Source organism: Hymenobacter daecheongensis DSM 21074, assembly GCF_900141805.1.
GTDB lineage: Bacteria > Bacteroidota > Bacteroidia > Cytophagales > Hymenobacteraceae > Hymenobacter > Hymenobacter daecheongensis.
This window is the reverse complement of sequence record NZ_FQYN01000009.1, coordinates 218,184-225,447: the sequence shown is the minus strand read 5'-3', so window position 1 is coordinate 225,447 and position 7,264 is coordinate 218,184. Positions and strand designations below refer to the sequence as shown.

The window sequence follows — 7,264 nt, the reverse complement described above, 5'->3', positions numbered from 1 at the left end:
GGGTTGGTGTAGCCGCTCGGCGTGGTAGTGGTGGCACTCACGTTAGAGCCCTGCGTGGGCGAAGTGCAGCCGGCTGCTACCGGAATCACAACGGCTCCGCAAGGGTCGTCGTTGGCCGGCGGTGGGGTGGGCGTGGTCACGCAGATGGTGAAGGCCGCCGCCGCCGTGGAAGGAATCGTGGCCGAATACGAGTACACCCGCACGTAGTACGTGGTGCCCGCCGTCAGGCCGAAGTAGGTTTTCACGTTCGGGTCCGAATAGGCCACCGACGTGAGGCCGGCGCAGGTGCCGGAGAGCAGCTCCTGCACGTAGTCGCCCGTGCCGGTGAGCGTGACGGTGTGGGCCGTGGAGGTGGCCACAAACTTGTACCACACGTCATCGTCGGCCGTGCCGACCGGCGTGGCCAGGCCTGTGGTGGCCGTGGCCCCGTCCAGCGTGCCGCTGGTGGCCGCCGTGCAGGCCGCGTTGATGGCGGCGGGCACCAGCGTGGGAGCCGCACTGCAGGCATCGTTGGCGGGCGGTGCCGGGCGCGTAGTAAACGAGGCCGGCCCGCCGACGGTGCTGTTGCCGTTGGTGCCGCCGCAGAGCTGCGTGACGTAGAACTGGTACTGTGTGCTGGCCGTCAGGCCGGTCAGGGCCAGGGTTGGAGTAGTGGACGTAACGGTCGTGCCCTGGCCGGGCGTGAAGCCCTGCGGGCCGTACTCGATACGGAACGTGCCACCGCCACCGGCTACCGTCCAGGTCAGGTCGGCGGTGGTGTTGGTCAGGTTGGTGGCGGTGAGGTTGCGCGGGGCGGGGCAGGCAGCAGGCGGGGCCGGCAAAAACGTGTACACCTGCCCGGTGGCGGGCTTGGTATTCAGCGTGGTGGTGGCCGTGGTGGAGCTGGCCGCGGGAGTGGCGGTCGTGTTGTCCAGCGTCAGGTACGAGCCGGCTCCGGTGCCGGTGCCCACCAGCCCGATAGAAGCGCTGCCCGAGTTGACGGGTGCCGCATCGGCGCGGTAGAAAAATTCTATTTTATTGGTGCCTTCATACAGCCGCGCCTGAAAGGAGATGACGGGGCCGGTAGCGTTATAATTCCATTCCCAGTTCAGCCACTCAAAGGTGAAGGTGCGGTTCGGGGCCGTGCCTTCTACCAGGTAAGAGCCCGAAGCAGTGGCCCCGGTCGGGCGGCCATCCAGGTCGTCCCAGAGCGGCGCTACCAGCGGCCGGTTGGCGGCGGCGGTAGCCGCCGGGTCATTGATAAGAGAGCTGCCCGTAGCCGTTCCGAAGGTGAGGTAGCCATCGGAAGAGGCCTTCACGCTCGTGTAGGGGGCACCATCCATCACGAAGGTGAACCCCAGCGGAATGCTCGGCGACAGGTAGGTATCGGCCAAAATCAGGGGCACCGCCGTGGCTCCTGTCAGCGGCGTGAACGTGGCCTGCCGGGCGCTGAAGGTGTAGGTATTAACCTGGGCCGCAGCCTTATGGCTCAGCCCAAGCCACAGGCTCAGGAGCAGCAGGGCCGTAGCCCGCCACCCGGCCGGCACGCGGCTCCGCGCCGGCTGGCCCTGCCCGAAATCAGTGAGTAAGTGTTGTTTCATCGGCAATAGGGTGGAAAAATGGGTGAAGAAAAACAGAGAAAAATTTAAGCGACGCCAACAAGGCCAAAGCCCGCCCGCCGGTCGTCGGTCACGGGCTCGCAGAAGTTAGCACGGTCCTAAAGCTATGACTCTGACGATAATAATGGAAGCATCTAAGAGAATTTAACACAGACTACCCGAAAATCCTGCGCCCTGAGGCGCTTGCTGGCGAACAGGCAACTTTCTTTACTTCACAAAAAGCAAAAGATTTATATATTACGGCTACGTTTTCCCACCACCCCGCTCCTCACTCCTCATCACACACGTCTCATTGTATGAAGAAACTCTTACACACCACTTGTATTCTGGTCATTGCCTGGTGCCTGTCGCTGGCCGGGATGCAAAGCGCCGCGGCCTCGCACTTACAGGGCGGGCAGCTCACCTACATTTCGCTGGGTGGCAATCAGTACAAGTTCCAGCTGACCGTGTTCCGCGACTGCAGCGGCATTGCGTTTTCCAACATTGCCCCAAAACTGGAATACCGCACTACGGGCTGCATTGGCCCATGGCCCGCACCAGTGCCCATGACGCTGGTGCCGGGCTCCCAGAAGATAGGCGACCCGTATTGTGCCACCGCGCCGGGCGGGGCCAGCCCCTGCGGCACGGGTCTGGCCACCAACTACGAAACCGGCATATTCGAAGCGACCCTCACGCTGCCCCCAGCCGCGGAATGGACGATGAGCGTATCCCTGAGTGCCCGCCCCGAAGTGGGCAACCTGGTAAGCGCCGACTCCAAGAACCTGTATTTTGAGGCCAAGCTCAACAACCTGGTGGGTGGCCGCACCATTGTTAATACGTCGCCCCAGTACGAGCAGCTAAACGCCGCCACGCCGTTTGTGTGCTGGAAGCAGGATACCCAGATTTCGTTCGCTACCACCGAGCCCGACGGTGACTCGCTGGTATACAGCCTGGAAACCCCACTGAATACCTGCAGCGACCCACTGACGTATGAGCGCTACACTTCCACCCGCTTCATTCTGGTGTCGGAGCCGCCCGTGTGCGTAGCCGACTTGGGTCCTAATACGAGCGGCCTCTACTCGTCCACATTCCCGCTGCCATCCTACTCCTTCACCGGTCCGGCCTGTCCAGCCATCCGGACCGCCGTGCCCACCTTCGCCTTCAACCCCACGCTGGGCACCATGACGTTTACGCCCGCGCTGTTTACGCCCGGCAACACCACGGCCCTGCAGGCCAAAAACAAATATGCCGTGGTGGGCAAAGTGACGGAGTGGCGGCGGCTCACCAATGCCAACGGCACCACCACGGCCTATAAAGTAGGGTCCGTGCGCCGCGACATGTTCATTGTAGTTATCGACTGCAACAGCAACCTGACTCCCGGCCCTCCAATCGCTACCGGCGGCCCCAAAACCGGCGTCACGATTGTGAACTCCCGCGACTCTACCTTCATCACGGCCTATACCTGCAACTACACCGAAGTGCGCCTGCGCTTCAGCGACCCCAACCCGACCGACCTGCTGAAGGTGACCTATCCGGAGCTGGACCCACCGGTGCCCACGCCGCTAAAGCCAACCTACCTGCCCGAAGACGTAGCCACGTTCCAGCTGTTGGGCAACAACACCAAAACGCCCGCCGCTATTCTGCGCATTCAGCCCGATGTGGCGTTCATTGGCCGCACCTTCCGGATTCCGGTTAAGATTGAGGACAACGGCTGCCCCGTTAAAGGCACTACGTACCGCACCATTGTGCTGAAGATTGAGAAGGGCAACTTTGCCAAAGTGGTGCCTTCTACTTCCAATCCGTTCGTCTGCGCGGGTTCCGGCGCGGCCGTCACGCTCAGCGCCTCGCCCTTCCGCCCTGATTCCGTGGGCAATATGCCGGCCCAATATGGCTACCGCTGGGCCGCCGCCAACGGCCTGAACCCCGCCGACAGCACCAAACAGACGCTCTCGGTGCGGCCCACCCAAACCACGCGCTACAAAGTGCGCATTCTGGGGTTGAGCTTCCGCGCCGGCACCTGTCAGGATACCGCTTCCGTACTGGTGCGCGTAGTGCCGCTGCCCGTGGTGCGGGCCGTAGCGAGCAAAACGCTGGTCTGCGCGGGTGAGCCCGCCGTGATTTCGGCCACGGCTACCCGCACCGACAATAATCAGGCAGTATACTCCTACCAGTGGCAGCCCGCCAATGGGCTCACGGCAGCTGATCTGGACAAACAGAACATCACGGTGCGCCCTACCGCCACCACCCGCTACAAGCTGACGGTGAGCAGCCTGAACAACCTGGGCTGCGGCGATACTACCTCCGTGGTGGTGCGCGTGGCCCCCACGCTGAACGTGGCTTTCAAAGCAGATTCGGCCGCTACCAGTGGCCGCAGCATCATGGAGCCGCCCATCCAGTTCACCTTCACCAACCAGTCGCGGGCTACGGGTGCTTTGCCGGCCGGCACTGTAAGCCAGTACAAGTGGTCGTATCAGCGCCTGTTCGATAGCAAGGGGCAACCCGTTTTCGATAAGGAAGTTACCTTCTCGACCGATGCCGCCCAGGCCCCGCTGCTGCTGAGCATTGCCGGCGTGTACCGCATCAAGCTGACGGCCGCCGTGGCGCTGGGCACCCAGACCGGTGCAGAAAGCTGCAAGGAAACGGTGATGATGCTGAACGTGCGCGTGCCCGACGTGAAAACGCCCAATGTCTTCACGCCCAATGGCGACGGCCTGAACGACACCTTCGTAATTCAGACCGAGCAGACCGGCAACAAGATGCAGATATTCAACCGTTGGGGCCGCAAAATCCGCGACTACGAGAACTACAAGAACGAGTGGAACGGCGACGAGCAGCCGGCCGGTGTGTACTATTATCTCATCACCGACCGCAACGGCAACACGTCTAAAGGCTGGGTTGAGCTGGCCCGCTAGATTCTAGGCGTATTCACCCACAAAAAAAGCGCTGCCGGATCCGGCAGCGCTTTTTTAGTGGGTGCTAATCCTGGAGCGTGTTTGCAATTTGTCGTGCTGAGCGAAGTTGAAGCATCTCGCGTGCTGACTTCTGATTACTACTTCAGCAAAGCGGGAGAGATGCTTCGACTTCGCTCAGCATGACACGTTCTGATTGCTTACCTACTCCCCCATTTCTCAGCCGGGGGGCAGGCGGTGGCGCTCGTTTTTCACGGCGTTGGCTACCGTCCAGGGCACTTCGTGATTGAAAGCGTGCTGGCGCACCGGGCAGTCGGGCAGCTGGCACAGGGAGCAGGCCGCGAAGGTGCAGGGGTCGGCGTGCACGAACATTTCCACTTCCACGTCGAAGCGGTTTTTGATGAGGCCCTCAATGGCATTCAGCTCGTTGTGGGTTTCCTCCAGGCTGAAATAGTAGGGCATCTGCATGTGGCAGTCGATGTGCAGATTGGCCCCGTAGCGCAGCACGCGCAGGTTGTGCACGTCAATCCAGGCGGGGCGGCGCTGGCGCTGCAGCTCGGCAATCACCTGCTCCACCGTGGCCACATCCGACTCATCCATCAGCCCCGACACCGAGCGGCGCACCATCCGAAAGCCGTTCACCACGATGAAAGCGCCCAGCACCAAAGACGCGCCGGCATCAAACAGTACGTTGCCCGTGACGAGTACCAGCACCAGGGCCACGCACGAGGCCACCGTGCTCAGCGCGTCCAGGTACAGGTGCTGCCCGTCGCCGACCAGGGCCACGGAGTTGAGCCGCTTGCCCGAGCGCACCAGCACAAAGCCCACCGCCAGGTTGATGAGCGCCGTGAGGCCCAGCAGAATCATGCCCGAATCGAGCTGACCCACGGCGTGCGGATGCAGGAAGGCAATGATGGCGCTATAGAAGATATACACGCCCGCAAACAGAATCAGCGCCCCCTCAAACCCGATGGACAGATATTCGATCTTGCCGTGCCCGTAAGGGTGGTTTTCATCTTTGGGCAACCCAGAAAGGTAGATGCTGTAGAGCGCGAAGCCGCTGGTGAAGACGTTGATAATGGACTCCAGCGCATCGGTCAGCACGGCCTGCGAGCCGGTGAGATGGTAGGCGTAAAACTTGATGGCGACCAAGCCGACGCTTACCGCCAGTGATAGAAGGGCGAGGCGATTCTTGGTTCTAGTGATGGACATACGCGGGGATGCAAGCAGGAAAAGCCCGTAAAAATCCGGCAAAAAAAATCGGCACGGAATAAAACGAAACCTTTTCGCCGGAAAACGGTATTTAAGTTGCCTTAAAAAAATATTTAGACTAATCTAAAAAATAGCGTTCTTTGTGAATACGTTTCCTTCTGAGTCTATGTCACCTGCCGTTGCCCAAGCGCCGTCTGCCCCGCCCGTAGCCGAACCAGGCTGGCGACAGCCGCGCCGGGCTCCTTCCCTGAGCGAGGTCCACGCCAGCATCAAGGTGCCGGCGGCCAATGCTTCCTTCTGGCGCAAGCTGCTGGCTTTTTGGGGGCCGGGCCTTATGGTGGCCGTGGGCTACATGGACCCCGGCAACTGGGCCACCGACATTGCCGGTGGAGCCCGCTACGGCTACACGCTGCTCTCAGTGGTGCTGATTTCGAACCTGTTTGCCATGCTGCTCCAGCACCTGGCCGCCAAGCTCGGCATCGTGACGGGCCGCGACCTGGCCCAGGCCTGCCGCGACCATTTTTCCAAGCCCGTGGCCATGGTGCTGTGGGTGCTCTGCGAAATTGCCATTGCCGCCTGCGACCTGGCCGAAGTCATCGGCTCGGCCATTGCCCTGAACCTGCTGTTCGGCCTGCCCCTCACCTGGGGCGTGAGCCTGACGATATTAGACGTTTTCGTGGTGCTGCTGTTTCAGAGCCGGGGCTTTCGGGTGATTGAAAGCATTGTGGCGGGCCTCACGGTGGTTATTTTCGGGTGCTTCGTTTACGAAATCATCATTTCGCGGCCCGACTATTTTGGTATTCTGCAGGGCCTAGTGCCCCAGCCCAAAGTGGTTACCAACCCCGGTATGCTCTACATTGCCATCGGCATCCTGGGCGCTACCGTGATGCCGCACAACCTGTATCTGCACTCCAGCATCGTGCAGACCCGCCAGATTGAGCAGACCGAAAGCGGCAAGCGCATGGCTATCAAGTTCGCCACTATCGACTCGACGGTGGCGCTGTTTCTGGCGTTTTTCGTGAATGCGGCCATTCTGATAACGGCCGCCGCGACTTTCCACCGCAATGGCCTGTTCCACGTGGCCGATATCGGCGACGCGCACAAGCTACTGGCCCCGGTGCTGGGCGCGGGCGCGGCCAGCACATTTTTTGCCATTGCGCTGCTGGCCTCGGGCCAGAATTCGACCCTGACCGGCACGCTGGCGGGCCAGATTGTGATGGAAGGCTTTCTGCACCTGAAGATGAAGCCGTGGTTCCGGCGGCTCATCACCCGCGGCATTGCCGTGGTGCCGGCGCTGGTAGTAACTATCCTTTACGGCGAAAAAGGTACCAGCGAGCTGCTGGTTTTGAGCCAGGTCATTCTTTCCATGCAGCTGAGCTTTGCGGTGGTGCCGCTGGTGATGTTTACGGGCAGCCGGGCCAAAATGGGCGTGTTCACCAACGCGCCGGTGGTGCAGGCGCTGGCCTGGTTCGTATCAGGCGTTATCATTCTGCTGAACGCCTACCTACTATTCCAGACCTTTTTCGGGTAGCCTTTTCGCGCAACGACTGCCGTAGTCGTTGCGCT

The 7,264-nt window shown here is 61.2% G+C and carries 4 protein-coding genes; 2 read left to right on the top strand and 2 right to left on the bottom strand.

Annotated elements, in window-relative coordinates; all coding sequences use genetic code 11:
* On the bottom strand, window positions 1-1,580 hold a 1,580-nt coding region (locus BUB62_RS16775), incomplete at its 3' end, for a fibronectin type III domain-containing protein (protein WP_200799943.1).
* Window positions 1,581-1,894: 314 nt separating this feature from the next.
* Here BUB62_RS16775 and BUB62_RS16770 point away from each other — a divergent pair.
* Entirely contained in the window at window positions 1,895-4,489 is a 2,595-nt protein-coding gene (locus BUB62_RS16770; RefSeq protein ID WP_084539153.1) for a T9SS type B sorting domain-containing protein, read from the top strand.
* Window positions 4,490-4,705: 216 nt separating this feature from the next.
* Here BUB62_RS16770 and BUB62_RS16765 read toward each other — a convergent pair whose 3' ends face one another.
* Window positions 4,706-5,698 (bottom strand): cation diffusion facilitator family transporter, encoded by a 993-nt coding sequence (locus tag BUB62_RS16765; protein ID WP_073112091.1) that lies wholly within the window; start codon window positions 5,696-5,698, stop codon window positions 4,706-4,708.
* 166 nt (window positions 5,699-5,864) lie between these two features.
* On the opposite strand from BUB62_RS16765, the gene BUB62_RS16760 reads away from it, so the two are divergent.
* Window positions 5,865-7,229 carry an Nramp family divalent metal transporter gene (locus tag BUB62_RS16760; RefSeq protein WP_073112089.1) on the top strand — a complete coding sequence of 455 codons (1,365 nt, stop codon included), beginning with the start codon at window positions 5,865-5,867 and terminating at the stop codon, window positions 7,227-7,229.
* Window positions 7,230-7,264 lie beyond the last annotated feature (35 nt).